The sequence below is a fragment of the Pseudophaeobacter sp. 1A16562 genome (assembly GCF_041008785.1).
GTDB classification, from domain to species: domain Bacteria; phylum Pseudomonadota; class Alphaproteobacteria; order Rhodobacterales; family Rhodobacteraceae; genus Phycobacter; species Phycobacter gallaeciensis_A.
The window spans coordinates 208,228-233,537 of the sequence record NZ_JAXGFT010000002.1; the positions used below are offsets into that span (position 1 = coordinate 208,228).

Below are 25,310 nucleotides of genomic sequence, written 5' to 3' on the forward strand. Positions count from 1 at the left end.
TCCCCCCTGCGACGATGCCGCCTGTCAGGTGGCGGGCGTCGGCGGCGAATTCAGGGGGCAGGTAGGGGCTGGACGCGGCGCTCAATTGGGGCAGGCAAAGCCGCGAGGCCCACAGGAACGGATGAGTCGAGAGACGTGCTTCACCGGACGGATCGAGAAAGAATGCTGCTTTCACGGTTGATTGGCGTGACCATGCTATCGTGTTTGAGAGTGACCAAGAAAGGCGAGCTGCCCCTGAAACTGGCCGCCATAGACGCCGGAAGACCGGGGCATCGTAATGGGAAGAAGCACAAGACCGGCCGCCATGGCAGCGGCCAGTGCCAGTGCAAGAAGAGAAGTCATTTCTTTCATTTGCGGTTTCCACTTCCTGGGCTGAATAGTTTTAAAGACGCACTGGCCGTCTGGCGCATGGCGTACTCAAGGTATCGTTACATGTTTTGTACGGCGTTCCGGGTGCGGGGGTCTTGGCAGGTTCTGCCAGCCATATGACCCTATCTGCCAAACCGGGTGTCCACGCTGCAGTTATTGGGTCGCTGCAGCCTGCCGGTATTGGGCAGGTGCCTGGCCAACCCAGCGTTTGAAGGCGCGGCTGAAAGTACTCTGTTCGGAAAATCCGGTGAGGAATGCGATCTCGGCGATCGAGAAGTCGCTTGTGGTCAGCAGTTCATGGGCAAGTTGGGTTTGGGCCTGTTTCAGGGCCTCTCGATAAGTCAGCCCCTCTTCGGACAGGCGGCGGTAGAGAGTGCGTTCGCTCATCCCCATGGTGCGCGCGATGTCGCCCGCTTGCGGCAAGCCATGTTTCAGGGCCTGTGACAGATGGCGCATCAGATCGGTCATCAGCGGTGGGTTCTTGTGCAAGGCACACATTTCCTCATCCAGATGCCGGACCAGGAAGTCGGACACCGCCTTGTCTCCGAGCCGGACCGGCAGATCCAGCGCGGTGGAGGGCAGGGCGAGGGCGTCCTGGTCGGCGCCGAACCGGACCTCGCAGCCAAAATACTCGGCATAGCGTTCAGGCGTGCCTCGGCAGGAGTGACGAAAGGATGCATAGGAAAACTGGATATCCTGTCCCAACAGGCAGCGGATCTTGTGAGCAAAGCTGGCCAATGCGCATTCATTGCGAAATTGCAGGACGGGATGAGTGACGGAACGCTCTTCGATGATCAGGCGAGCAGGATCCTGAGTGTCATCAAAAAGATAATCGACAGTGTCGGTCATGAGCCGGAAATAGCGCTCGATAAGGCGCATGGAGCTGCGTAGATCAGGTGCCGTCTTGATCGCAAGCCCCAGCACCCCGAGATCGTCCAGCTGGATGGTCTCTGCGTAAGTGGAAATGAGAGCGACCTCATCTTCCTGGGTGCTCCGTATCCAGTCCAGAGCGTTGAAATACTCGGCCTCGGGCATGATCCCATCCGCGCCCGGCCGAAACCGATAAACAACTTCCCCTTCAGAGAGCAAAGCACCGTCGTCCGACATCGTCAGACCAGCGGCATTGGCCATCGTCGCCACAAATGTCGTTGTTACACTTGGCATTCGACTCTCCCTGTTTGGGAAACGAAGATAATTTATCTTTTGATTTAGGGATAGAGACTTCGGGGTGTCCTTGGTGCCTCCACGGGCCTCGAAATTGCGCCTGTCGGCTCCATTTGGGCGCCTGACGCGCTGTGGGCCGGTGGCATCGCCTGCAATTTGGGGCTGGTCCGTCATGATGCGCCTCCTCCCTGATAACCTATGAGTTAACTGATCAGTCAATGCTCTGCAGGGTGTACTGATCGGTACGCAAATGTCAATGTGATTCTTATCTGCTCCGCTCTCTTCACAAGTTGGAGAGGGAAATTTTAATACTTTTCAGTGACTTAATGACTTGCTTTCAAAGCTCAAGCGCGCGTGAGTGAAAGCCGATCGGTACACCTTTGAGGGGTGTTCGGCGGTGCGATCATGAAGCAAGGTCGTGGGCAGGGCGCCGTCTAGGCCGATCGTGATAGCGACATGCCGTGGCGCCCGCAGAACCCAGCCAGACGGAGGCTCGCTGAGTAAATGAAAATCACGCCATATCCGAAGCGTCCTCAGACGCCTGCAACATGGCAGCAGGGCACTGCGACGTTATCCGCAACGGGAAAGGCCCGCCAACTATGGCAGGCGCGGCATCCACCGTGATGCGCCCGAAGTTCTTTGCCTGGTTATTTTACGCCAAGGCCCATCTGCATCAGGGTCCGGCGCACCGGCGCCATCGAATAGAGCGCATTCAGGCCAAAGGCACGTAGATCGCGCAGCGGGCGCGGTGCCAGCATTGAGGTGCGGTTCAATAGGTCGATGCCTTTGACGCGCAGCATGATGTCCTTGTGGCGGGCCTTGTTGTAGGCCTCCAGCATCGCAGCATCGCCCAATCCCTCGGGGCGGGCCTCGGCCAGTTCCAGCAGACAGCGCAGATCACTCAGCGACATGTTCAGCCCTTGGGCGCCGATTGGCGGCACCACGTGGGCCGCCTCTGCCATCAGCGCCAACCGCTCGCCGTTCAGCCGCTCAGCCGACTGGCTGATGATCGGCCAGATGGTCCGGCGGGAGGCCAGCGTCAGATCACCCAGCAAGCCACAGCTGCGCCGGGTCATCGCGGCCTCGAACTCTGCCGTCTCCATCTGCAGCAACTCGCTCGCCCGCGGACCGCGTTCCATCCAGACTACGGCTGAGGACGGCAAGCCTTGATAGTCGGGCAGGGGGACCAGGGTGAATGGCCCGCCCGAGCGGTGGATTTCGGTCGAGACGTTTTCATGTGGGACCGGATGGGTTACCGCAAAGGCCAGCGCCTTTTGCCCGTATCGGGTGGTCTTGACCGGAATGCCTGCGGCCTCTCGCATCGGGGAATTGCGCCCGTCGCAAGCAAGAACCAGTTTCGCCTTTTGCTGGCTGCCGTCGGTCAGGGTCACGCGAGCTTCGTTCAGGCGGGTGAACAACTGCGTGGTGCCAACGCCCGGGCGGAAATCCACATTCGGCAGATCAGCCAGCGCTGCGACCAGCTCCCGGCGCAACAACCAGTTGGGCAGGTTCCAGCCAAAGGGCTGGTCCGAGATATCGGCGGCGTTGAAATCCCGCACCACCCGCGGTTCGGGGTACTCTCCGCCAGCATCGACGATGCGCATGATCTGGAGGGGGGCGGCGTGATCAGCAAGCCGGACCCAAAGGCCGCAACGCTCCAGCAGGTCGCGGGCGGGCTGCAGGACTGCGGTGGTGCGCAGGTCGGAGCCATCGACGTCCCGCTCGGTAATCGGGGGCGCCGGGTCGACGCAGATCACCCGGAACCCGGCAGAGCCAAAAGTGGCGGCGGCTGTCAGTCCGGCGATGCCGCCGCCGGAAATCAGGATGTCACAGGTCTGGTCCATGGCTGCCGCCTTTCATCGTCCGTCTGCCCTGAGATATGCCCCTAGGCAGAGGAATGACAAGCGGCATATGGTCCTTATCCGCGCGTGATCAGGATCAAGAGCGTGAACATCACCGGTACAAGGCACAGGGCCGGTATATAAAGACCGGGAACGCCGAACATGACCACCGAGCAACCCCAGAGGCTGACGAAGGTGCCAAGCGCGTAATAGATGTTGTCCTTGGCGCCATAGGCGACCTCTTTGCAGATCCGGCCCAGAAGGGGGATGGCAAACAGCAGCCGCTGCCAGAGAGACAGGCGTTCGGGGAGGGTATAAGCAGTCATATCGCGTTTCCTGTATGTATTACTGCGGCTTCATCTAGGTCAGGAAAGGTGACTATTGCAGGCGAGATTTCGTCGCAGTCTGCTTACGCGTGGAAAACCGCTCAGCTGAGCCGAAATTTACCGCGGTTCAGCAGCCATTCTGCCGCGCCGGACGACCCGGTGCAGCCATTGAGTGGATAAGGGTACGGGGGAGCGGTGCCGGTTCTACAACAGGCGGCTCAGGAACCCTGTCAGATCATCAGTATGGTGATGGATGTGATCGCCGTCTTGCGGGGCTGGCGCGACATGGACGGTGCGCATGCCCATGGCGTGCGGTGCAGCCAGATTGCGGGGATCATCCTCGAACATGGCAGCGCTTTGTGGCGCAATGCCCGCCTTGGCAAACACAGTGTCGAATGCCTGCCGTTCCGGTTTTGGCCGGTAATCGGCATGTTCGACTCCGTAGATCCCGTCAAACAGCCCAGCCAGACCGCGCGCTTCGAGAACCCGCTCGGCATAGGGGGCGCTGCCGTTGGTATAGACGATCCGCCGCCCCGGCAGATCCCTGATCCGGGCGGCAAGCTCGGCATCCGGGTCCAGCGGCGCAAAGGAAATGTCGTGCACCGCAACCAGATAGGGATCGGGATCGATGCCGTGCTCTTGCATCAGCCCGGCCAGGGTGGTGCCATGTTCACGCCAGTAGTGTTTGCGCAGACGGTCGGCCTCGGCGTGATCCACGCCCAGTTCGGCCATCACATAATCGGTCATCTTGACCTCGATCTGATCGAACAGCCGCGCCGAGGGCGGGTAAAGCGTGTTGTCGAGGTCGAAGACCCAGTGACGGACATGAGAGAAATGTGATTTGACCATGCCCTTCGATTAAGTTGGATGCAGCTGTTTTGCAATGCAGCGCGGCTTTTCTGGCCTGCGTGATTTCGGCGCAAATTGAGCAAGAGACTTGATTGGCCGGGGTCGCACTGTAGAAAAGACCGGATGAAATCCCACGGAAAAACCATGAACCACCACCGCAGCAATCAGAAAGACGCCTATGCGCTGATCCTTGAAGCCATCGACGTAGGCGTCTACCGGCCCGGCGACCGACTGGTGGAAAGTGATCTGGCCGAACGCTTTGGCGTCTCCCGCACGCCGATCCGCGAAGCCCTGCAACGGCTTGAAACGCAATCGCTGCTGGAGCGGGACGGCAGGTCGCTGATCGTGGCCTCGCTGGATCATAACCAGATGGCCGAGCTCTATGTGGTGCGGCGCGAACTGGAAGGTCTGGCCGCGCGGTTGGCAGCCCAGCACGCGACCGAGGAAGAGATCCGTGTCCTGCAGGAGATGGTGAAGGCCGATGATCAGCTGGTCGATGATCCGACCGAGCTGGCCAAGGCGAACCGGCGCTTTCACGAACAGATCCACCTTGCCTCGCACAACCGCTATCTGGTCCAGCAGCTCAATCTGGTGCACCGGACAATGGCGCTGATGGCAACCACTTCGCTGGCGGCCAAGGGACGCGGCAAGATCGCGCAATCCGAGCATAAGGGTATCGTGGATGCGATCAGCAGGCGCGATGCGGATGCTGCGGCAGATGCCCTGAAGGACCATATTTCAATCGCCTTCATGACTCGTCTGAAACAGGATGCTGGCGACCGCAGCAAAGGCTGAGCGTCAGGTTGCGTCTCTTGCAGGCAGGTGAGCTCTGTGCGCTGCTGCAGGCTTCGGCCTGTTTTGTGCTCCGTGTCTGTAGGTCGTGACAATCGTCCGGCGCGTGGATCCCATGATCGGTCTTGTCCCAGAAAAACGGATGAAAAACCAATTCATAGAGGCCCTTGTAGGCGGCAACGACTCCCATAGGATAATAGAACAGAAGGCAAGGTGCCCACAGGGCCAGCCATCGCCGACGGGTCACAAAGGCTGCGACAACAGCCGTTATCTGGTTCAGGAGCTCAAAAATTACGATGCTTGCGACTGCGAGCGCCAGCCAGCCTCCGGGAACCGTGTCTGCGCTGGGATGAGGCAGCCCCAAGGCGACGAGCCAGAAGCTCCACAGGAATGGCGCGAGCAGAAATTGCCCGACAGAGCACAGAAAGAAGATCTGGAAGCCGATGAACCGCGACCAGCCAAGATCCCGAAGAAGCTGTGCCGGGGATCGCATGTGGACGCAATAGGTCACCATGAAACCTTTGAGCCAGCGTGATCTCTGCTTGATCCAGGGCCAGGGGCGGCAATTGGCCTCTTCATAGGTGGTGGAGGCCAGCATCTTGGTGCGATAGCCCGCTCGGAACAGGCGCACACCCAGGTCCGCGTCCTCGGTCACATTGTAGGCGTCCCAGCCGCCGACGCGGTCCAGAATGTCGCGCCTAACGAACATGGTGGTGCCACCGAGAGGCACGACCAGCCCCATGCGGGCAATTCCCTTTAGAATGATGCGGAACCAGCTGGCGTATTCCAGCGTAAAACAACGCGCGATCCAGCTGGCGCGAGGATTGTAATAATCCAGGACGCCTTGCACACAGGCCAGTTCAGGAGGAGCATGGGCAAAGGCCGCAGCCACCCGGTGCAACTGATCGGGCTGCGGCGCATCCTCGGCATCCCAGACGCCGATGATCTCACCCTGGCAGTGGTTCAGCGCGTAGTTCAGCGCCCGGGGCTTGGTCTTCAGGTCCGCATAGGCGGGCACCCTGATCACCCGGATCCAATGGGGCAGCCGGGCCTTTTGCACCGCCCGCAGGGTGATGGCGTCATCCTCTTCCAGCACCAGGAGAACCTCCATAAGGTGGCGCGGATACCGCAGTTTCCGGAGCCGGTGCAATAGCGCGCCGCTGATCTTTGCCTCACGGAACAAGGGTACCAGGACCGAGATGCGGGGCAATTGATCCGGTCGCAAAAGGCTGCGGTGGGGCAGGGGCGGGCGGTAACGCTCTGCAAGAAAGCCTGCGAGACCGATCACCCGAAAGCCAGTAAACAGCAGGAGCAGCGCAAGGGCCAGCGCGTTGAAGGCGTTGAAAACGAACATCGGAACCATAATGGTCAGGCTCAGCACCATCCCCATCCACACCGCCATTGCCATATGAAGCCTGCCATGGGCGAGGAAGCGGCTGCTCATCTCGGACGGCACGCTGACGCTGGCGTTCCGGACCATCCGGTGCCGCAGGGTGCGCGTCAGAAGGTCCTGCACCTGCACCTTGCGGGCAAGAACCGGGATCACTGTGCCAAAGGCATTGCGCAGTTGTGCCTGAACCCGGTCGGCCTGGCTGAGATCGGCCATGGCCACAACGATGGAATCCCCCAGCCGCATCCAGGGCACGGCAGAGTTTCGCAGCCAGAAGGCCGGGGGCATTTTGTGTAGAAGGTTTGGGTCAGGGCGGGCCTTTGCCAGCTCGACATAGCGGAAAATGTCTGGGTCAGAGGCTTTGTTCCCCTGGGACGTTTGCGCGCCTTTTTCAAAGGATCGCGTGGTCCTTGGCAACATGGACTGCAGGCTGTCTGGCGGGGTTTTTCCATGCTGCCGCAGGGTTAGCGCACGAATAGCTGCGTCCGCCGGTGGTCCGGCGCTGGGCGCTGGCGGCTGGCGCGGATTGATCCTTGCCGGAGGGGGGCCGAAAGCGGAATGGTTCCAACTTTTTTGGTTCTGACGCGCGGTGAGATGAACCTGCGCCTGATGCGCCCGGATGAGCGCGCTTGCCGGAGGTCGCAATCCCTGTGTGTGTTTGCTCATGTCAAATCAACCCCAGATGGAAGGTGGGGCTACGGTTGCCGCCCATGGTTAATGGGCGGTTAATAGTGCTGAGCTTGGGGTTTTTCCGGGGGTCTTTTTACGAAGCCTTGCGAGTCGCCATGGCTTCCGCAAAACGTTCGAAAAGGTAAAAACTGTCCTGCGGACCGGGGCTTGCCTCCGGGTGGTGCTGTACAGAATAGACAGGGCGCCCGGTCATGGCGATGCCACAGTTGGAGCCGTCAAAGAGCGAAATGTGGGTCTCTTCCACGCCTTCGGGCAGGGACTGCGCGTCTACTGCGAACCCGTGGTTCATCGAGGTGATCTCAACCTTGCCGGTGGAATGCTCTTTCACCGGGTGGTTCGCCCCATGGTGGCCGTGGTTCATCTTGACCGTCTTACCACCCAGCGCCAGCGCCAGCATCTGGTGTCCAAGGCAGATGCCAAAAACGGGCAGATCGGTGGTGTCGAGGATCGTCTTGATCATCGGCACGGCATAGGCGCCGGTGGCCGCCGGATCGCCGGGGCCATTGGACAGGAACACTCCGTCAGGATTATGGGCGAGCACCTCTTCGGCCGTGGCCGTTGCAGGCAGAACGGTCACATCGCAGCCCGCCGAGGCCAGGCAGCGCAGGATGTTGCGCTTGGCGCCATAGTCGACGGCGACGACTTTGTGCTGGGGGGCCTCCTGACGGGTGTAGCCTTCGGGCCAGGCCCACCGCATTTCGTCCCAGCGATAGCTTTGGGCGCAGGTGACGTCCTTGGCCAGATCCAGACCTTCCAGACCGGACCAGCCACGGGCGGCTGCAACCAATGCTTCCACGTCGAAGTTGCCTTCTGGATCATGCGCCAGTGCCGCATGCGGAGCGCCCTGCTGGCGGATCGCGCGGGTCAGGCGCCGGGTGTCGATGCCGCCGATGGCGATGCGTCCGGTGCGGGTCAGCCAGGCTTTCAGCTCTTCGGTGGCGCGCCAGTTGGAGGCCAACGTCGGATCCCATTTCACCACCATGCCCGCCGCAACCGGATCGCCGGTCTCGTCATCCTCGGGGGTGACGCCGGTGTTGCCGATATGCGGGAAGGTAAAGGTCACGATTTGCCCGGCATAAGACGGGTCGGTCATGATCTCCTGGTAGCCGGTCATCGCGGTGTTGAAACACAGCTCGGCCACGGTTCGTCCTGTTGCGCCGAACCCGGTTCCGTAAAAGACGGTTCCATCAGCAAGCGCAAGACACGCGGTTGGCTTGGACGGTGCGGTATCGGCCATGACACGACTCTCCATGAGGTGAAATTCAAGGGCTTGTAGGGGGTGGTTCAGAGCGGGTCAAGAGCGCTGCGCATCGGCGCGACAAAGCCTGCAGGCAAAGGGCGTCAGAGCGCGCGCTTGAAATGCGGCTTTCAATTGGATAAACGTCCGAATTCCGATGCCATGGGGATGGGTACAGAAAATGGATACGCGTACACGGGTCAATCAGGCCCTGAAGCAGGCCATGAAAGACAAGGCAGCCGAACGGCTGGCAACGCTTCGCCTGATCAATGCCGCGATCAAGGACAAGGAAATCGCCGCGCGCGGTGATGGTGAGGAAGGCAGTATCGGCGATGCTGAAATCCTCGGGATCCTGGGCAAGATGACCAAGCAGCGCAACGAAAGCGCCCGCGCCTATGAAGAGGGCGGTCGTCTGGATCTGGCTGAGCGGGAGCTGGCGGAAATTACCATCATCGAGGAATTCCTGCCCAAACAGCTGACCGAAGAAGAGATCCGCAGCGCGGTCAAGAGCGCGGTCAGCGACACCGGTGCGGCCTCGATCCGGGATATGGGCAAGGTCATGGGTGTTCTTAAGTCCAAATACACCGGGCAGGTCGATTTCGGCCTTGTCGGCCCAATGGTCAAAGACGAGCTGTGCTCTGAAGGCGGCTGCTGAGACAGCTGCCGGATCGGGCATTCGCCATGAAAGATTGAGTGCGTAAAAAGGCCCGCATCGCTGCGGGCTTTTTGCTTTCATGGCAGTTCGGCATCCAGTGCGCCGACTACGGCCCCGGCCTTGCGCAGGAAATCTTCGCGCACCTTTGCGGCAAAGGGATTGGCCTCTGCAATTGCGGCAAAGACGCCAGGGGGATCCCCCTGAACCATCTGCACCGCTTCGACCAGTCGGTCAAAGCTGGCAGTCGTCATCCGGGCGGGCAGGGGGCCCATGTCGGATAGGGTCCGGGCAATTAGGTGCGTTAGCCCCTGAACGGTGGCGGCCTCAATATCGTGCTGTTCTGCGGTGGTCAGAATCACCTGTAGGCCCAACACCGTTCTGAGAAAGGCCGCCAGGGGCAGGTGAGACCTGCCGCGTATGTTGCAAAGGGCAATTTTGTGACCGGCGAGGCCAACGCGGGCGCTTTGCGGGCCAAAAAGAGGGTGGGTGCCCACGAGGTCAACATGATCCGGCAGGCGGCTTTGCATGATTTGTACCGGCTCCAGCTTGACCGAGCCGACATCCGCGACAATGGCGCCGGGCTGAAGGTATGTGCGGATCTCACTACATACGCTCCCGATGGTATGAACCGGCACCGCGAGGATCACCAACGGGCAACCAGCGGCCGTGGCCAGATCGCCGGAGCGCTGGTTCGGTCCTGAGATGGCGTCCGGTGGCAGGGCTGGATCGCAAATCACGAGCGGTACATGCGGCGACAGGTGGCGGGCGATCAGCTTACCGAATTGGCCAAAGCCGATCAGGCCAACCGTGTGGATATGAGGCATTGAAGTCATCGAAACGCTCCGGTGGGCCACGAAACCGGAGGAGTGTCTGATGCTTCTGCTGACCGCCGGATCGCGGCGGGTGAACATCAAAACAAGTGTATGCGGCCGCCGTTATGGAAACAGCGGATAATAAACGGTGCTGAAAAGAGGCGTCGTTTTACACATGCAGGCTGAGTAGCCCGCGGACCGGGGAAAGTCAAAACCCGATTTCAGCAGGCTCAGCCCCGCAGTGCCGATTGCAGGTCGTCATAGAGCGCCTTGCGCTCATCCTCGGACAGGAAGGCGCCGATCTCCACTTCCCGGCCTCCGCCGCGCAGGGTCACGTAATTGGGCACTGGTCCATCGTGGGCGTGCAGTTGGACGGTGGTCCAATGGCGATTGCAATGCCAGCTTTGATGTCCGCCGCGGGGGCCGGTGCGCTCCAGCCGGGCCTCTTCGGGGCCCAGCGTGAGAACCTCCAGGATCTGCCGGTCGCGTCGGCTGCGGTCCAGCGCCCATTTCATGCCGAAGAGGGTGATCAAAAGAAACGGCAAAAGCCCCCAAAGAACGAAGGATCCAAGCAGCGGCAGCAGGGGCACCGCAATCAGAACAGCAGTCAGGGCCAGAAACCGCACGTAGCCTTCGACGGGCAGGGATTGATGCGGCCACAGGTGCAACTCACGAGGGGCATCACCATCTGCGGCGCTGTCGGCGTGGGTCCAGTTGTAGGGCATGAGACGAGCAGGATGTAGGGATTGGATAGAGCTTTGAAGTATGGTCCCGGCGGGCAGGTTTTCAAGGCGCGCTTTGTCGCAAAAGAGAAGATTGAATCTACGAAAAAAAGGCCCCGGAGCATACGCTCCGGGGCCTTTTGTTTTACTGTGCCATCCACCTTTTAGTGGGAGTGGGAACGATCCCAGTCTTCCTGCTTGGGCAGGATTTCAAAGGTGTGCTCGGGCGGCGGCGAGGGCAGCGTCCACTCAAGCGTATCGGCATATTCGTTCCAGTAGTTGTTCTGGGTGATACGTGCGCCGCGCAGCAGCGAGTAGATCACGACACCGAAGAAGAACACGAAGGATGCGAAGGACAGGAACGCGCCGTAGGACGAGATCTTGTTCCAGTAGGCGAAGCCTTCGGGATAGTCGATGTAACGACGCGGCATGCCCTGACGGCCCAGGAAGTGCTGGGGGAAGAAGGTCAGGTTTGCACCGATGAAGAACATCCAGAAGTGAATCTGAGCGCCGATTTCGGAGTACTGCTTGCCGGTCATCTTGCCGAAGTAGAAGTAGATGCCTGCGAAGATCGCGAAGACAGCACCGAGCGACATCACGTAGTGGAAGTGAGCAACCACATAGTAGGTGTCGTGATAGGCACGGTCCACGGCGGCCTGCGACAGAACCACACCGGTCACACCACCAACGGTGAACAGGAACAGGAAGCCGAAAGCGAACATCATGGGCGCTTTGAACTCGATGGAGCCGCCCCACATGGTTGCGATCCAGGAGAAGACCTTAACCCCGGTGGGAACCGCGATGACCATCGTTGCCAGCATGAAGTAGGCCTGCTGGTTCAGCGACATACCAACGGTGTACATGTGGTGCGCCCAGACGACGAAGCCCAGAACACCGATCGCAATGATCGCCCAGACCATCGGCAGGTAACCGAAGACCGGCTTCTTCGAGAAGGTCGCGATCACGTGGGAAATGATACCAAAGCCCGGCAGGATCACGATGTACACTTCCGGGTGGCCGAAGAACCACAGGATGTGCTGGTACAGGATCGGGTCACCACCGCCTGCGGGATCAAAGAAGGTAAAGCCGAAGTTACGGTCCATCAGCAGCATGGTGATGGCGCCAGCCAGAACCGGCAGGGACAGCAGGATCAGCCAGGAGGTGACAAAAATCGACCAGGAGAACAGCGGTACCTTGAACAGGGTCATGCCAGGGGCACGCATGTTCAGGAAGGTGGTGATCATGTTGATCGCGCCGAGGATCGACGAGGCACCCGAAACGTGGACGGCGAAGATCGCCAGGTCCATCGAGAAACCGCCTTCATTGACCGACAGCGGCGGGTAGAGAACCCAGCCCACGCCAGAACCCATCTGGTCGTTGCCGCCCGGTGCCAGCACCGAGGCAACCGCCAGCGAGGTACCAGCCACGTAGAGCCAGAAGCTGAGGTTGTTCATCCGCGGGAACGCCATGTCCGGCGCGCCGATCTGCAGCGGCATGAAGTAGTTGCCGAAACCGCCGAACAGTGCCGGGATGACCACGAAGAACATCATCAGGATGCCGTGCGCGGTGATCAGAACGTTCCAGAGGTGTCCGTTCGGGGTACATTCACCCGGAACAGATGCCGCCATCGTGCTCAAGAAGCCGCTGATGAGACCTTTGTCCAGGTGCTCCATGCACATGTACTGAACGCCGGGGTCCATCAGCTCAAGCCGCATGAACACGGTGAACGCGACGGAAATGAAACCTGCAAGCGCCGAAACGATCAGGTAGAGAATGCCGATATCCTTATGGTTCGTGCTCATGAACCAGCGGGTGAAAAAACCGCGCTCGTCTTCGTGGCCGTGACCATGAATGGCTGCGTCTGCCATTTAAGGTGCCTCCTGTTGCAAAACTTAAGGCCACTGGGAGGGTTTCCGGGCGGCCTAGACTCGATGTTGGTTTTAGAGCGCCCTTAAAGGGCCTTCAATGGCGGAGTTTGATCTGGATCAAGAATAATTGTCGCGGGGGGTGGCTTTTCTGGGGGGCATTCCTATCGCGGATCGGCAATGTTAGACCTGCGCCAGCCCGGCGCGCAAAACCGGGAGACCGCCAAGGATGGAGAGACAGCCGATGCCCGCCTATGATTCTGACAATATCTTTGCAAAATTGCTGCGCGGGGAAATCCCCTCGGCGCGGGTTTATGAAGATGATCATACTCTCGCTTTCATGGATATCATGCCCCGGGCAGATGGGCACCTGCTGGTGATCCCTAAAACACCCTGCCGCAACGTTCTGGATGCCAGCCCCGAACAATTGGCGGCCGTCATGCAGACCGTGCAGAAAATGGGCCACGCGGTGCTCAAGGCTTTTGACGCGGACGGTGTCACCATCCAGCAGTTCAACGAGGCCGCAGGTGGGCAAGAGGTGTTCCACCTGCATTTCCACGTGCTGCCGCGCAAGGAAGGCGACAAGCTGCGCCCGCCGGGCAAAATGGGCGACATGGAGCAGATCCAGGAACACGCGGCCAAGATCCGGGATGCGGTCGCCGGTTGACCGGCTGATGCAATGCTGAGCGACATCGCTGCCGCATCTTTTTGAAGGGCGGCGGCGAATATTAACTCGACCGAAAACTGGGCGTTGTTCGGGGGGCGGACCGACCGGGTGCTGGTCAGGCGTTTTGCCTCTGCCTAAGATGGCCGTCCATGCCCGCCTCCTGCCTCTGGTTCTTCGGCCAGCCTTCTGGGGGCGGGGACACAACAAATTGGTGGGTTTGGGCGGTTCTCTATTGCATTGACTGCCGATGCGGCGCCCCCGGCAGTCAATGTATAAGGTGGCAAAGCGGTCACGTTCTGTGACCGCGTCGACGCCAGACTGGTCCGGGAGCTGCCGGATCGGACATGGAAGGCGATCCTGGGTTCAGGCGGAGCAGGAAGCCCCGTTGGCGGCGGCCTCTGCCCCGAAGACCTCATCGAAGCTGCGGCGCAGGGCGACATCGACATCGGCCATGGTGACGGGCAGGCCCATATCCACCAGACTTGTGACGCCATGCTCCGTGATGCCGCAGGGCACGATTCCGGTGAAATGCTCCAGATCCGGTTCCACGTTGATCGAAATTCCGTGGAAACTCACCCATTTACGCAGGCGGATCCCGATCGCGGCGATCTTGTCTTCGGCCATTTCTCCCGTCGCGGTGCGCGGCTTGTCCGGGCGTTCGATCCAGACGCCGACACGGCCGCAGCGGATGTGTCCGGTCAGGTTGAATTCTGCCAGGGCGCGGATCACCCAGTCTTCCAGCTGCTGCACAAAGCGGCGCACATCATGGCCGCGTTTGCCCACGTCCAGCATCACATAGACAACCCGCTGACCGGGGCCGTGATAAGTATATTGCCCGCCGCGTTTTGACGGGTAGACCGGAAACCGCTCTGGGTCGGTCAGGTCTTCCACCCGCGCCGAGGTTCCGGCGGTGTAAAGGGGCGGATGTTCAAGCAACCAGATGCATTCATCTGCCTCGCCTGCGGCGATGGCTGCGGCCCGCGCCTCCATGAAATCGGTCGCTTCCTGATAATCGACGGGGGTGTCGGATGTGATCCAGTCAACCATTGCAGGGCACCTCTGATGGAGTTTTAGGAAAATGGAAGTCCAATGCTGCAGGAAAAAATCTGCAGAAAATCAGCATTTTCAGGGTATCCTATTTGCAACGATTCTTTTTGTTGTTCAATAGAGGGCCTGTTTCATGTTCCGTACCCCGATCAAGACCGCGCTTGCGGCGACCCTGTTTCTATCTGCCCCTTCTGGCCCCGTTGCTGCTGATAATCTTGGGGCCGCTCTTCTGGGCGGCATTGTCGGCGGCGCCATCGTCAATGAGGTGAACCGCAACAAGAAACGCCGAACCGTCAGCCAAGGCTATTCGGCCACGCGGGCGCACAACCGTGAAACGCAGGCTTCCCTCAACTACTTCGGCTTCCCGGCGGGCACGCCGGATGGTGTCATGGGGCGTCGGTCCCGGACTGCGATCAGCCAGTATCAGGTGCATATGGGTTTTCCGGCAACCGGTCAGTTGACCGCCTATGAACGGGATTTTCTGGTCTCATCTTATAATCGTGCCCAGATCGGTGGTCCGCAGGTAATCAAGGCGATGCAAGGCCCCAACGGCGTGCGCGGCTTGCTGCACACCTGGCGGGATGAGGCCGCAGGCGTGCGCAGCGCCAGCACCGGCTATGCCGGACTGCCGATCGAGGTCAGCGATGCTGTCGACGAGATCGCCGCCTCTGCCGAACCGAGCGCCGAGCAGCTGTTGCAGCGCTCCGGGTTCATGCAGCTGGCGGACATCAACGGCGATGGCAAGAACGATTATCTGATCGACACCTCCGTTTCGGGCAGCTCTTTCTGGTGCGGCGCCTCGCATTGTTCGGTCATGGTCTTTGCCTCGACCCCGCAGGGGTACCAGCGCAACGATTTCATGGCGCGCGGTGTCACGACGGCGAGCTTCTCCTGCCATCAGGGCGTGTGCCGCATGAATGATACGATGCAGGCCTCGGGCCAGGGGGCAGGGCAGGCGGTACCCGCAGCCCCGGCGCCTGCAACACCTCCGGCTGCGTCGCAGCAGGGCGGCACGGTGATGGCATCGGTCGGCGGTCAGGCGCTCGGGGCGATCCCGACCTTCAACGCGCCTTCGCAGGCGGCACAGACGGCCTCTTTGGCCAGTCATTGCAGCAAGGTCAGCCTGCTGACCAATTCGAATGGCGGTTATATGACCGTGTCGACGATGACGGACCCTGACCTCGCGCTGGGAGAGCAGTTCTGCATCGCGCGCTCCTATGCGATGAATTCCGGCGAAGCCATCGTGGCGACCCTGACGAATGTGACCTCGGCGCAGGTGGACAGCCAATGTGATTCCTTTGCCCCGGCGATCCAGCCTTTCCTAGCGCGGTTGGACTCTGACAACAGTCAGGCCGTCATGGCAGATGTGCAAAAGTTCGTGCTGCAATCCAACATGTCGATTGATCAGCTGGCCAACACGGCGGCCGTCTGCATGTTCTCGGGCTATCGCCGAGACAAGCTGGATATCGCGATGGGATCGGCGCTGATCATGGTCGCCATCGGCAAACGCCCCTATGCCGAGCTGATCGGCCACCACATGTCGCAGGGGTTCGGTGCAGCCAAATCCGTTCCTGCGGCGCAGGATTGGTACGGCGTTGCTGTCACAGCCCTGGAAAATGGCGCCGAAGCGGTCTTCTCGCCCGGCCAGCCGGAGCGCGCTGGTCTGATCAAGGCGGCGGCTGCGCAACTCGGTGGTTCCGGCCAACTGCAACCCGTACCTGCCTCAGGCGCCGCGGCGGCCTTGCCGACATTCTCGAACAACTGATCTCCGATCCCACTGCGGAAGGGGCAGTCAACCGGGCGATTGCGTGCCAGTTGAAGTCTCGTTTCAGCGGTCACAAATTTTCGAAGAGGCAAGATGTCAATTTCGGTATTTTGCCTCTTCACATCACCAGGCGGCTCGTCTATACGCCCCTAACCAAGCCTAGGCAGTGCGGTCGTGGCGGAATTGGTAGACGCGCAGCGTTGAGGTCGCTGTTCCTTAACCGGAGTGGAAGTTCGAGTCTTCTCGACCGCACCAACTATCTTACCTGAGTTGATTGATCTGAGCGTTCCCATGTCGAGGAGCGTAATCGCAGCAGGTCGTTTCCTGCGTGCAAATCAACCAAGCGGGCTGTTCACCAAATGAGACGGGCGCGGGCGTTGGTTGGCATCTGTGCGCATGCATGGGGCTGGCAGCAATGCAGGCCATCTGATTGGCAGGGCCTTTGGGTTTGCGGAAATAAGCGCGCTGTCGGCTTTTCAGGCCTTCCGTCGGAATGTTGTTACACGGCACTGCTAGCCCGGTGAGCAATCGTAACCACTCTACGGAGACTCACATGCGTTTCGCTCTTTCCGCGCTTGCCGCCGCCTTGCTGTCCACGTCTGCGTTTGCCGCCGATGTGTCGGGCAAACTGGTGGTCTATACCTCACAGCCCAACGCCGATGCCCAGCAGACCGTCGATGCATTTCAGGCCAAATACCCCGACATCGAGGTCGAATGGATCCGCGACGGCACCACCAAGATTATGGCCAAGCTGCGGGCAGAGTTCGCAGCCGGTGCGCCTCAGCCCGATGTGCTGCTGATCGCAGATATGGTCACCATGGAGGGGCTGGAGGCCGAAGGGCGCCTGATGGCTTATCCCGAAGCGGACACATCCGCTTATGATCCGGCGTTGATGGATCCCGAGGGGCACTATTTCTCCACCAAGCTGATCACCACCGGGATCGTCTACAACACCGGTGCCGAGATGGTGCCGACGTCCTATGCCGACCTCCTGAAGCCCGAAGCCAAGGACAAGCTGGCGATGCCTTCGCCGCTGACCAGCGGCGCCGCGACCATTCACATGGCCGCGATCACCAGCAACCCCGATCTTGGCTGGGACTTTTACGAAGGCCTCGCGGCACAGGGTGCCAATCCCAAGGGCGGCAATGGCGGCACCTACAAGGCCATCGCAGGTGGTGAGAAGCTTTATGGCTTTGTTGTCGATTTCCTGCCGATCCGCAACAAGCTGGCCGGTGCCCCGGTCGAGTTCGTCTTCCCCGAGGAGGGCGTGTCGGCCGTGACCGAACCGGCCGCGATTCTGTCGACTGCCAAGAACCCCGACGCGGCCAAGGCCTTTGTCGACTTCCTGATCTCCGAGGAAGGCCAGCAGATGGCATCGGACATGGGGTATCTGCCCGCGCATCCAGGCATCACCCCGCCGGAAGGTTTCCCGGCGCTGCCCGATATCAAGCTGCTCGAATTTGATCCGGCCAAGGCGCTGGCTGAAGATACCGAGAGCAAGATGAAGTTCACCGAGATTTTCGGCGGCTAACCCTTGTCCCGATTGAATTATTTCCGCAGCGGAGAGGGGCTGGCCCTTGCCGCTGCGGTGCTTTTTGCCTTGTTGGTTCTGGTCTATCCCCTCAGCCTATTGGCGCGTGTCGGGATAACGCAGGACGGCATGCTCAGCCTTGCGCCGCTGCTGGAGGCCCTTGGGTCCCGCTCGGTCTTGCGCGCCTTCTTCCATTCTCTGGAAAGCGCCTTTTTGTCTTCTATCCTGTCATTGGTCGCTGGGACGGGGATCGCGCTGGTCATGGGGCTGACCGATATCCGCTGGAAGGGGGCGTTCACCTTCCTGCTGCTGATCCCGATGATGGTGCCGCCGCATGTGACCGCGATTGCCTGGATACAAGCGATGGGGCCGTCCTCGCCGATCCTGCGCAGTCTGGGCATGGCGCCCGAACTGGGGGCGACCCATCCGCTTTATTCCAAGGGGGGGCTCGTCTTCCTTTTGGGCGTGCAGCATACGCCACTGGTTTTTTTGGTGGTGCTGGCGGCCCTGCGCAGCCTGCCGCGGGAAATGAGCGACGCCGCACGGATCGCCGGGGCCCGCAGTATGGGGCTGTTGCGGCGGATCATTCTGCCTTTGCTGGCGCCGACGCTGATCGCAGCCTTTGCGCTGGCCTTTGTGTCGTCGCTGGGCAATTTCGGCATTCAGGCGCTGCTGGGCATTCCGGCCCGCTATATCACGTTGCCGGTGCTGATCTGGCAGAGGCTGGCCAGCTTCGGACCATCGGTTCTGACTGATGTTGCGGTGATCGCCTCCCTTCTGGCGGTGCTGGCGGTGACGGTCATTCTCGTTCAGACGCTCTTGCTGCGCCGTACCCGCAACACGCTGATCGGGCCGCCGCAACCGCCGCTGCAGATCCGATTGGGCCGGTTGCGGATCTGGGCCGAAGGCGCACTGGCGGGACTGGTCCTTGCCACGCTGGTGCTGCCGGTTTCGGCGCTGCTGGCGACCGCTCTGGTGCGCACCTACGGGCTGCCGCTGAATGCAGAGACCATCACGCTGGACAATTTCACCGAGGTTCTGTTCCGGCAGGCTGTCACGGCGCGGGCGTTTCTGAACTCCTCCCTCAGCGCAGGTGTCGCCGCCGTTGTGATTTCCGTGGGCTGCATTTTCGTGGCGCGGTTCATGGCTTCGCGCAGGGGCGCCACGCGGCGTACCGGGATGGGCATCGCTACCCTGGCCGAGATGACCTATGCCATTCCGGGGCTGGTGATCTCGATCGCCTTCATCCTCGCCTTCCTGAAGCCGCTGCCGGTTCTGAACATCGCGCTCTACAACACGCTCGGGATCATCTTTCTTGCGTATCTTTGCGCGTTCTTTTCCGTCGGGTTGAAGCCGGTCAGTGCCGCCTTTGTGCAGCTTGATCCGGCGCTGGAAGAGGCCGCCCGCATCGCTGGGGGCGGCTATATGTTCCGGATGCGCCGCATCTTTGTGCCGCTGATCGCACCGGCAGCGGCCTCCGGCGCGATCCTGGTGTTCCTGACGGCCTACAACGAAGTGACAGTCTCGGCTTTGCTGTGGTCCTCGGGCAATGAAACCATTGGCACCACGATCTACAATTACGAGGATGGCGGTTACACCACCCTGGCGGCGGCCATGGCAAGCGTCACGATTGTGGCGACGGTCGCGCTGATGGTGGCGCTGGACCGGCTCGGCAAGAACGCCCCGCGCGGCGTTGTGCCCTGGCGGATCTGACCGGCCCCCCCCGGATCAGTCCAGCAGCGGGGCGAATTCGGCGTCGATGGCTTCGAAAACCGGAAGGTAGGCTTCTGTAGTGTCCAGAATGGCCGCGTTGCCCGCGTGCCGGACCCGGATGTCGGCAATCCGCGCGGCAAGGCTGAGGCTTTCACCCCTGGGGCCGGAGCGGTTGTCGCAAAAGGTCAGCGCGCGGCTGAGCACGGTTTCAGTCATTCGGCAGTCCGGGCCGTACAAATGCATCAGATCGGGTCTGCTGCGGCTGGCCAGTCCGCGCGCGCCGGAATGATGCAGCACCGCGTCGACGATTTCGCCGTCAAACCCATCCTTGCGGGCAATCTCGGCGCCATCGACGGGGTGGAATCCGGTTGTGGCCAGAGAGCGTGCATAACCGATGTCGTGATAGGTGGCAGCGGCGATCAGGCGACCAGAGAAGGAGCGCCGCGCCTCAATCGCCTGGGCTGTCCTGATCACCTGCTGGATGTGGGCCAGCCGGTCATTGTCCGGCGTAAACCAGTCTTCAGGCCGTCTCATCCGGCTCTCCACGGGTTTGCATTTGCGGCAGCACCCAGGCTTGATCGACGGCGAGCGACAGGGGCTGGCCGATGTGCAGCGCCGTACCATGTGTCAGCGACAACAGCGCGCCCCCGGCGATTTCAACCTCTGCGTCCCATATGCCGCCGCGGTAAAGGATACTGCGGACCGCGCCGTGCAAGCCGTCCTTGCCTGCATCCGCCAGGATTCTGATCCCTTCGGGCCGCAACAAGGCCTGCGCCGGGCCATTCGGATGGCCGGGCAGGGCGGCGGCGGGGAAGCGATACCCGGCCAGTTCGGCGCTGCCATTCTGATAGGTGACGGGCACCACCGCGCCCTGACCGATGAAACGCGCCACCTCGGGGCAGGCCGGGCGGACGTATATCTCTTGCGGTGTGCCGATCTGGAGGAAGCGCCCGTCCTGCATCACCGCCATCCTGTCGGCCAGCGCCATGGCTTCGCGCTGATCATGGGTGATGTAGATGGTGGTGGCCCCCGAAGAGCGGTGGAACCGCAGCAGTTCCTTCTCCATAGTGCCGCGCAGGTGCGGGTCCAGATTGGCAAGCGGTTCGTCCATCAGAACGGTGTTGGCGCCTCCGGCAAGGCAGCGCGCCAGCGCCACCCGTTGCCGTTGACCGCCGGACAGGGCTTCGGGCTTGCGATCTGCCAGCGCTTGCATGGCCACTGTTTCCAGGTGTGGTTCGGCCAACCGGGCGGCTTGTTTGCGGGACATGCCTGCGGCTTCCAGCGGAAAGGCAACATTGCCCCGCACCGTCATATGCGGCCAGAGCGCGTAGGACTGAAACACGAAACCCGTGCCGCGCTGTTCCGGTGGCACCATGGTCCCGTCCCCGGCAACCAGATCCCCGTGCAGCCGGATTTCGCCCCGATCCGGGGTTTCCAGTCCGGCGATCAGCCGCAGAAGCGTGCTTTTACCGCAACCGGACTGTCCGACGATGACAAAGAACTCATGCTGGGCAATGTCGAAGGAAACGCCATCGACGGCAGGTTTGCCCGCGTAGGCCTTGCCAATCGAATTGACCTGTATTCCGCCTGCCATCCGTCGCCTTTCGGGAATCAAGAGTTCACCTGTCCGGGCTACATGGTCGGCTGGGGTAACCGTTTTATGACAGGGCGCGTTTCCATACCGGATGCGGGGTGGAGCTCAGCCCTTCAGGATCTCTTTCAGGCTTCCGGTCGGCTTGGGCGTCTCGCTGAGGTCGAGCCCCGAAACGATATCCAGCAGATGGCTTTTCATCAGCTCTTCGGCGTCCTGACCGTCCCCCCGCCGGAAGGCATCGACCAGCGCGTGATGCGCGTGCTTTTCACACAAGGCTCTTTGCCGTTTCCAGTAAAGCGCGATGATCAGCGAAGATCGGGCCACCAGCCGCTCGATGAAGCCCGCGATTGTGGATTGGTCGGCGATGCGCGAAATCTCGATATGGAAATGCCCCGACAGACGCAGGGCCTTGCCGACCTCGCCCTCGGCCAGGGCCTCGTGTTCGGCGGCGATATGCGCCTCCAGCCGGGCCACGGCTTCTGGCGTCATACGCTCTGCCGCCGAGTGGGCGGTGCGCGGTTCCAGCAGGGCGCGTGCCTCGAAGACTTCGCGCGCCTCGCGCACGGTCGGCTGCGAGACAAAGGCGCCGCGGTTGCGTTTCAATTCGACCAGTTCCACATGCGACAGCGCCTGAAGCGCGCTGCGCACCACGGTGCGCGAGACATTGTAGATCTCACTCAGCTCATCCTCGCCCAGTTTGGTGCCAGGCAGAAGGCGATGCTCATGGATCGCCTGGCTGAGAGAGGCCACGAGATGGGCCGAGGGGCCGTTCACAGCGGGTTGGATAAAATCGGGTTTGTCTACGAATCGCGTCATGGGGTGCTCCTGCCACAGACATGAGGGCTGGCGGATTCCATGACAAGACGAAGTCATATCGAATACGGCATATGAGAAGATTGTATACAATATTGTGCGCAATATTTGACCAAAGCCCGCACAACAGCGGTCAGATTGCAGGCAATTGCGAGAATCGGCCCTTTCCGTGACCGGTAGGCTTTGCGCAATGCGTCCGGCTTCGGCCTTTCTGACTGCAACTGAACGCTGGGGACGCAGATGACCGGACACGCTGATCTTGAACTTGTTGCGCTGACCAAACGCTACGGCGGAACCGTTGCGGTCGATGCCATCGCGCATCGTTTCAAGGCAGGGGTCTATGCCTGCCTTTTGGGGCCTTCGGGTTGTGGGAAATCCTCGACCCTGCGCATGATCGCGGGGCATGAAACGGTCAGCGATGGCTCGATTGTGCTTGCGGGACGGGATGTTTCGCATCTGCCTCCGGCGCGGCGGGGCACGGCGATGATGTTCCAGAACTACGCCTTGTTTCCCCATCTCAGCGTGCGCGACAACGTTTCCTTCAGCCTGCGCATGGCCGGAATCGAAAAGCCCACCCGGGACAAGCGCGCCGATGAAATGCTGGAGCTGGTCGAGATGACGGCGCTGGCAGACCGCAAGCCGGACCAGCTATCGGGCGGGCAACAGCAACGTGTCGCGCTGTCCCGTGCCCTGATCACCCGTCCACAGGTGTTGCTGCTGGATGAGCCGCTCTCGGCGCTGGATCCGTTCCTGCGCATCCGCATGCGGGCCGAGCTGAAACGGCTGCAGCGTGAGCTGGGCATCAGCTTCATCCATGTCACCCACGGTCAGGACGAGGCGCTGGCGCTAGCGGATGAGATCATCGTCATGAACGATGCCCGTATCGAACAGGCAGGCCCGGCGCGCGATGTCTTCAACCGCCCCAAGACCGCTTTCGTGGCGCGCTTCATGGGCGGGCACAACGTGTTGAACCTGCCGCAGGGCAATATTGCGCTGCGCACGGATGAAATGACGGTTACCGCCGCGCAGGCAGGGCGCATCGACGGGCGGGTCATCGGGATCGAATACCAGGGAACCCATGTCGCGCTGACGGCCGAGGTCGCGGGCGGTCAGGATGTCACGGCGCTGATGCCGGACACGGATTTCCTGCAAACCCCAAAGGATCTGGGAGAGGTCATCGGCCTCGACTGGGAGGACCGGGTCGCGCACCCGCTCTCCGCATGAACAACCCAACGCAAATAACGCAAAACGCATAACAGAGAGGGAACGACCATGACGACAATTTCGAAAATTCGCTATAGCCGCCGGGCATTGCTGAAGACGGGTGGCGCGGCGCTCGCGGCCTCTGCGCTTCCGGCGCCGATGGTCTGGGGGCAGGAGAGTAAGAACATCACCCTGCGCCAGTTCGGCACCGGCGTGTCCAACCTCAATGAAGTGGCGACCAAGGTCAAAGAAGACCTCGGTATCACGCTGGAAATGACCGCGCTGGACACCGACAGCGTCACCCAGCGCGCCGCCACCCAGCCGGACAGTTTTGATATTGCCGATATCGAGTATTTCGTCTGCAAGAAAGTTTGGCCGACCGGCAACCTTCAAGCCATGGACGCCTCCAAGATCACCAATTACGACAAGATCGTCGGCATCTTCCGCGACGGTAAACTGACACCCGACAGCGAGATTGCGCAAGGCACCGCGCCGCATACTGTCGGTTTCGTTGATGGTCCGGGCGGCACCGATTTCGTCGATAGCGAATCCGGCTGGATGACGCTGATCCCAACGATCTACAACGCCGACACGCTGGGCATTCGCCCTGACCTGATCGGCCGTCCGATCGAAAGCTGGTCCGAGCTGCTGAACCCCGAGTTCAAGGGCAAGGCCTCGATCCTCGATATCTCCTCGATCGGCATCATGGATATGGCCATGGTCTGCGAGGCGATGGGCGAAATCAGCTATGGCGACAAGGGCAATATGACCCGCGAAGAGATTGACAAGACCATCGCGATCTTCACCGAAGCAAAGAAGAACGGCCAGTTCCGCGCCTTCTGGAAAACTTTCGACGAAAGCGTCAACCTGATGGCCTCGGGTGAGGTAGTGATCCAGTCGATGTGGTCGCCGGCCATCACTGCGGTTCGTTCGCGCGGGATCGACTGCGTTTATCAGCCCCTCAAAGAAGGCTATCGCAGCTGGGGCGGTGGCATCGGCCTGTCGGCCTCCCTGTCCGGTATGGAGCTGGATGCAGCCTATGAATACATCAACTGGTATCTCAGCGGCTGGGTCGGCGGCTTCCTGATGCGTCAGGGCTATTATTCGGCGGTGCCGGAGACCTCCAAGAACTTCATGTCCGAAAACGAGTGGGGGTACTGGTTCGAAGGCAAGGAAAGCACCGACATCATCACCTCGCCCTTCGGAGACAAGCTGGCCGGAGCGGGCGAAGTGCGCGACGGCGGCTCCTTTTATGACCGCATGGGCGCAGTGGCCTGCTGGAACTCCGTCATGGAAGAAAACCAGTACATGGTCCGCAAGTGGAATGAATTCATCGCGGCCTGACGCAACACCTGCGGGGGCACCTCTGCCCCCGCAACCACTTCCTGCATTTCATCAAGGACCGGACCCCGGATATGAGCAGACAGATCATCGCATGGATCCAGGCCGCGCCGATGGCGTTGGTGCTGCTTGGTTTTCTGGTGGCGCCCATCATCATGATCGTGATCGTCAGCTTTTGGGGCGCGACGGAATATTCGATCTACCCGGCGTTCCAGTTCGACAATTACGAATTCCTGTTCGGATCGCCGGTCACCTACACGGTGTTTTTCAACACCTTCAAATATGCCATGCTGACCTGGGCGCTGACGCTGGTGATCGGCTTTACCGTTGCCTATTTCCTGGCCTTCGAGGTGCGCAGCCTGAAATGGCAGATCGGACTGTTCCTGCTCTGCACGATCCCGTTCTGGACCTCGAACATCATCCGGATGATCAGCTGGATTCCCTTCCTGGGCCGCAACGGGCTGGCCAATTCGGCGCTGATCAGCTGGGGCGTCATAGACGAGCCGTTGGAGTGGCTGCTGTTCAGTGATTTCAGCGTCGTTCTGGCCTTTGTGCACCTTTACACCCTGTTCATGGTGGTGCCGATCTTCAATTCGATGATGCGCATCGACCGCTCCCTGCTGGAGGCCGCACGCGATTGCGGTGCTAGCGGTCTGCAGACCCTGTGGACGGTGATCGTGCCGCTGTGCAAACCCGGGATCATGATCGGGACGATCTTTGTCTCAACCCTGGTGATGGGAGACTTCATCACCGTGCGGTTCATGTCCGGATCGCAACGCGCCAACGTCGGGCGGTTGATCTCGAATGACATCAGCCTGCTGCAATACCCCTCGGCCTCGGCGACGGCAGTGGTGCTGCTGTGCACCGTTCTGATCGTGATCGCGCTGCTCTTGCGGCTGGTCGATATTCGCAAGGAGCTTTGAT

The 25,310-nt window shown here is 60.8% G+C and carries 23 protein-coding genes and 1 tRNA gene; 10 read left to right on the forward strand and 14 right to left on the reverse strand.

What is annotated here, in order from left to right; genetic code table 11:
• Positions 1–195 precede the first annotated feature (195 nt).
• The 5 genes from SM764_RS03385 to SM764_RS03405 all read right to left on the reverse strand — a co-directional run bounded on the left by SM764_RS03385 (position 196) and on the right by SM764_RS03405 (position 4,549).
• A complete protein-coding gene (locus tag SM764_RS03385) occupies positions 196–351 on the reverse strand; it encodes a hypothetical protein (RefSeq protein WP_274839873.1) in 156 nt (51 codons plus the stop codon).
• Positions 352–522: 171 nt separating this feature from the next.
• Positions 523–1,533: a helix-turn-helix domain-containing protein gene (locus SM764_RS03390; RefSeq protein WP_369001003.1), complete on the reverse strand. Its 1,011-nt coding sequence runs from the start codon at positions 1,531–1,533 to the stop codon at positions 523–525.
• A 647-nt stretch (positions 1,534–2,180) separates the two neighbouring features.
• Entirely contained in the window at positions 2,181–3,377 is a 1,197-nt protein-coding gene (locus SM764_RS03395) for a UbiH/UbiF family hydroxylase (protein ID WP_274837377.1), read from the reverse strand.
• 74 nt (positions 3,378–3,451) lie between these two features.
• Entirely contained in the window at positions 3,452–3,700 is a 249-nt protein-coding gene (locus SM764_RS03400; RefSeq protein ID WP_274829657.1) for a hypothetical protein, read from the reverse strand.
• A 204-nt stretch (positions 3,701–3,904) separates the two neighbouring features.
• Complete coding sequence (locus tag SM764_RS03405) at positions 3,905–4,549, reverse strand: pyrimidine 5'-nucleotidase (RefSeq protein ID WP_065271203.1); 645 nt, start codon at positions 4,547–4,549, stop codon at positions 3,905–3,907.
• 144 nt (positions 4,550–4,693) lie between these two features.
• On the opposite strand from SM764_RS03405, the gene SM764_RS03410 reads away from it, so the two are divergent.
• On the forward strand, positions 4,694–5,344 hold the full coding sequence (locus SM764_RS03410; RefSeq protein WP_274866705.1) for a GntR family transcriptional regulator: 651 nt from the start codon (positions 4,694–4,696) through the stop codon (positions 5,342–5,344).
• On the opposite strand, the gene SM764_RS03415 is transcribed toward SM764_RS03410, so the two are convergent.
• Entirely contained in the window at positions 5,298–7,397 is a 2,100-nt protein-coding gene (locus SM764_RS03415; protein ID WP_490363064.1) for a glycosyltransferase, read from the reverse strand. The genes SM764_RS03410 and SM764_RS03415 overlap by 47 nt on opposite strands.
• Before the next feature lie 97 nt (positions 7,398–7,494).
• Positions 7,495–8,658, reverse strand: coding sequence for a glutamine-hydrolyzing carbamoyl-phosphate synthase small subunit (gene carA / locus SM764_RS03420; protein ID WP_065271201.1), 1,164 nt, complete (start codon positions 8,656–8,658; stop codon positions 7,495–7,497).
• A gap of 181 nt (positions 8,659–8,839) precedes the next feature.
• On the opposite strand from carA, the gene SM764_RS03425 reads away from it, so the two are divergent.
• Complete coding sequence (locus SM764_RS03425) at positions 8,840–9,313, forward strand: GatB/YqeY domain-containing protein (RefSeq protein WP_065271200.1); 474 nt, start codon at positions 8,840–8,842, stop codon at positions 9,311–9,313.
• Between the two features lie 77 nt (positions 9,314–9,390).
• Here the strand turns inward: SM764_RS03425 and SM764_RS03430 are convergent, their stop codons facing one another.
• The 3 genes from SM764_RS03430 to SM764_RS03440 form a co-directional block, all read right to left on the reverse strand.
• A complete protein-coding gene (locus SM764_RS03430; protein WP_368947992.1) occupies positions 9,391–10,146 on the reverse strand; it encodes a prephenate dehydrogenase/arogenate dehydrogenase family protein in 756 nt (251 codons plus the stop codon).
• A gap of 209 nt (positions 10,147–10,355) precedes the next feature.
• Positions 10,356–10,850: a DUF2244 domain-containing protein gene (locus SM764_RS03435; RefSeq protein ID WP_368947993.1), complete on the reverse strand. Its 495-nt coding sequence runs from the start codon at positions 10,848–10,850 to the stop codon at positions 10,356–10,358.
• Between the two features lie 161 nt (positions 10,851–11,011).
• The gene (locus SM764_RS03440) at positions 11,012–12,715 is read right to left on the reverse strand and encodes a cytochrome c oxidase subunit I (protein ID WP_065271198.1); all 1,704 of its coding nucleotides are present in this window, start codon (positions 12,713–12,715) and stop codon (positions 11,012–11,014) included.
• A 241-nt stretch (positions 12,716–12,956) separates the two neighbouring features.
• On the opposite strand from SM764_RS03440, the gene SM764_RS03445 reads away from it, so the two are divergent.
• Complete coding sequence (locus SM764_RS03445) at positions 12,957–13,379, forward strand: HIT family protein (RefSeq protein WP_274832745.1); 423 nt, start codon at positions 12,957–12,959, stop codon at positions 13,377–13,379.
• Positions 13,380–13,742: 363 nt separating this feature from the next.
• Here the strand turns inward: SM764_RS03445 and lipB are convergent, their stop codons facing one another.
• Positions 13,743–14,426 (reverse strand): lipoyl(octanoyl) transferase LipB, encoded by a 684-nt coding sequence (lipB, locus tag SM764_RS03450; protein ID WP_274829651.1) that lies wholly within the window; start codon positions 14,424–14,426, stop codon positions 13,743–13,745.
• 133 nt (positions 14,427–14,559) lie between these two features.
• Here lipB and SM764_RS03455 point away from each other — a divergent pair, with 133 nt between their 5' ends.
• From SM764_RS03455 to SM764_RS03470, 4 genes are all read left to right on the forward strand, one after another.
• Positions 14,560–16,191, forward strand: coding sequence for a peptidoglycan-binding domain-containing protein (locus tag SM764_RS03455; protein ID WP_368947995.1), 1,632 nt, complete (start codon positions 14,560–14,562; stop codon positions 16,189–16,191).
• A gap of 168 nt (positions 16,192–16,359) precedes the next feature.
• Positions 16,360–16,446: transfer RNA gene (locus tag SM764_RS03460), tRNA-Leu, on the forward strand.
• Between the two features lie 298 nt (positions 16,447–16,744).
• Complete coding sequence (locus tag SM764_RS03465) at positions 16,745–17,722, forward strand: ABC transporter substrate-binding protein (RefSeq protein ID WP_369001005.1); 978 nt, start codon at positions 16,745–16,747, stop codon at positions 17,720–17,722.
• A gap of 3 nt (positions 17,723–17,725) precedes the next feature.
• Positions 17,726–19,435: an ABC transporter permease gene (locus tag SM764_RS03470; RefSeq protein WP_369001006.1), complete on the forward strand. Its 1,710-nt coding sequence runs from the start codon at positions 17,726–17,728 to the stop codon at positions 19,433–19,435.
• Between the two features lie 15 nt (positions 19,436–19,450).
• Here SM764_RS03470 and SM764_RS03475 read toward each other — a convergent pair whose 3' ends face one another.
• From SM764_RS03475 to SM764_RS03485, 3 genes are all read right to left on the reverse strand, one after another.
• Positions 19,451–19,969 carry an HD domain-containing protein gene (locus SM764_RS03475; protein ID WP_368948003.1) on the reverse strand — a complete coding sequence of 173 codons (519 nt, stop codon included), beginning with the start codon at positions 19,967–19,969 and terminating at the stop codon, positions 19,451–19,453.
• Entirely contained in the window at positions 19,956–21,029 is a 1,074-nt protein-coding gene (locus SM764_RS03480; RefSeq protein WP_369001007.1) for an ABC transporter ATP-binding protein, read from the reverse strand. The genes SM764_RS03475 and SM764_RS03480 overlap by 14 nt, the downstream gene beginning before the upstream one ends.
• A 105-nt stretch (positions 21,030–21,134) precedes the next feature.
• Complete coding sequence (locus SM764_RS03485; protein WP_369001008.1) at positions 21,135–21,845, reverse strand: GntR family transcriptional regulator; 711 nt, start codon at positions 21,843–21,845, stop codon at positions 21,135–21,137.
• 237 nt (positions 21,846–22,082) lie between these two features.
• On the opposite strand from SM764_RS03485, the gene SM764_RS03490 reads away from it, so the two are divergent.
• The 3 genes from SM764_RS03490 (at position 22,083) to SM764_RS03500 (ending at position 25,309) form a co-directional block, all read left to right on the forward strand.
• Positions 22,083–23,066, forward strand: a complete 984-nt coding sequence (locus SM764_RS03490; RefSeq protein WP_369001009.1) for an ABC transporter ATP-binding protein — start codon at positions 22,083–22,085, stop codon at positions 23,064–23,066.
• Positions 23,067–23,123: 57 nt separating this feature from the next.
• Positions 23,124–24,389, forward strand: a complete 1,266-nt coding sequence (locus SM764_RS03495; protein ID WP_274829808.1) for an ABC transporter substrate-binding protein — start codon at positions 23,124–23,126, stop codon at positions 24,387–24,389.
• A gap of 71 nt (positions 24,390–24,460) precedes the next feature.
• Positions 24,461–25,309, forward strand: coding sequence for an ABC transporter permease (locus tag SM764_RS03500; protein ID WP_369001010.1), 849 nt, complete (start codon positions 24,461–24,463; stop codon positions 25,307–25,309).
• Position 25,310 lies beyond the last annotated feature (1 nt).